Below are 1,975 nucleotides of genomic sequence, written 5' to 3' on the forward strand. Positions count from 1 at the left end.
ACCCGGACGAGCGGATTACCCGCATCCGGTTCTTCACGCGTAAGCTTCGCTCACGGGACGGCATATTGGTGGACGATCTTGGCTGTCGGCAGCGGGTGTCGCGCGAGCATGGCCCGGAAGCGCGACCACGGCAGATTGCTGTGGCGGCCACGCCGCGCGAGCCATTTCTTCCATATCCGCGTGATCTGGTGGTGATACCATCTGATCCGTCGGCCGTTGCCGGAGATGCCGTAGTAGGCGCAGTGCCCCCGGATCACCCGCGACAGGTGCGCGTGCTGCGCCCGGAACGGGCGATGCAGGTTAAGCCGACACCATTCCGTCACGGAAGCCAGCGCGCGGGCGTAACGGTCTTTCGCCGTTATCTGTCGGACGACATTCTTACCCTTCCTCGATTGACCCCACACATGGGTGAAGCCAAGGAAGTTGAATGTGGTCCCCGCCGTCGCGGGGTGACGCCCACCCGGGCGCTTGAACCGGAAGTCTACGAAGCGGGTCTTGGTCGGATGGAGTTGAAGCCCATACCGACCGAGCCGCTTATCCAGCACGTTCAGCAATCGCTTGCCGGACAGGTGGTCCTCGAAGGCAATCACCGCGTCATCAGCGTATCGGACCAGTTGGCATCGACCTTTGAGCCGCGGTCGCGCCACCTGCTCGAACCATTCATCCAGCACGTAGTGCAGGTAGATGTTTGCAAGCAGTGGCGAGATCACGCCGCCTTGGGGCGTTCCGCCAGTCGTGCGGCGTAGGACGCCCTTTTCGAGCACCCCTGCCTTCAGCCATTTATCAATCATCCTCCGGACGATGCCGTCCGTGACTCGCTGGTCGAGGAATCGGCGCAGGTGCGCGTGGTCGATGGTGTCGAAGTATTTCGAGATGTCGACGTCCACCACCCAGCGCAGCCCTTGCTCCATGAACCCATTACGCAGGGCATGTAGGGCATCATGGGCCGATCGTCCCGGTCGGAAGCCGTACGAGCACGACAAGAAGTCGGTCTCGTAGATCGGCTCCAGCAGCAGGAGAATCGCCCGCTGTGCCACCTTGTCTTCCAATGTCGGGATGCCGAGTGGCCGTTCGGTCCCATCCGCCTTCGGGATGTAGTGCCGTCGCACCGGCGGCGCGATGTAACGTCCGGATTTGATGCGCGCCAGGAGATCACCGAGATTGGCCTCCAGATTCGCTTCATAGTCCGTCGCCATCATGCCGTCGATGCCGGGCGCGCCATCCTTGCGCGTCAGGCGATAGGCCTCGAGCATCCATTCACAGTCGATCAGGTGATGCAGCGAGGTCAGCACCCGCTTGGGATTCTTCCTCGCCAGATCGGCTATCCATTGTCGTTTCGTGGACAGGTTCGTGGGACTCAGCGTTCCCTCCCGTGTTTCTCGTCAATGGGTCTTAACGCGTGACGGCTCCCTTCCCTCGAGCGGGTCCCGGTGAGCCCAGTTCCCCGCCTTCCTCGGTACTACGAAGCCGCTACGACTCCCCGCCGCGCGCGTCCGTCGGCTTATGTCTTCACCTCGGGATTCCACATGCCTTGGTGTTTTCGTGTTCGCGTGCGCGCTCCCGATGCTCGCCAAGTCGGTCATCAGGCCTGGAGCGTTGCTGTGGCCGGTGCTCCGTGCCGGCTTTCCCATGTGGGCACAAACGGGACCTCTCAGGTTTCCTGGTGTCCCATCCCGTACCTTTGCCCTGCTCAGAGACCCCGGCCGAACCGGTCAGCCTGGCCATAGCGGCTTTCCCAGTGCTGCCCCCGGATCCAACACGGCGAAGGCTTCAGCACGACCGTGATTTCGAGGCTGGTCACAGGGCTTCAGTACCCGCTGTCTACGCTTCACGAGTGACGTTGCCGTCACCCATGCAAGACTCGCTTCCGGCTGGCGGGCTCCGCCTTTGCCGGGAGGGCGTCGAACCCTCTGGGTCACGTTGAAAGGTTTCAGACTACATTCTTCCTCCTTTCCAGGACTTATCCTGACGCAAG

The 1,975-nt window shown here is 62.1% G+C and carries 1 protein-coding gene; it reads right to left on the minus strand.

What is annotated here, in order from left to right; genetic code table 11:
- Positions 1 to 50: 50 nt before the first annotated feature.
- Positions 51 to 1,292 carry a group II intron reverse transcriptase/maturase gene (gene ltrA, locus QJT78_RS50730; protein ID WP_080587079.1) on the minus strand — a complete coding sequence of 414 codons (1,242 nt, stop codon included), beginning with the start codon at positions 1,290 to 1,292 and terminating at the stop codon, positions 51 to 53.
- Positions 1,293 to 1,975 lie beyond the last annotated feature (683 nt).

The organism is Bradyrhizobium sp. Mp27, from assembly GCF_029953005.1.
Lineage (GTDB): Bacteria > Pseudomonadota > Alphaproteobacteria > Rhizobiales > Xanthobacteraceae > Bradyrhizobium > Bradyrhizobium barranii.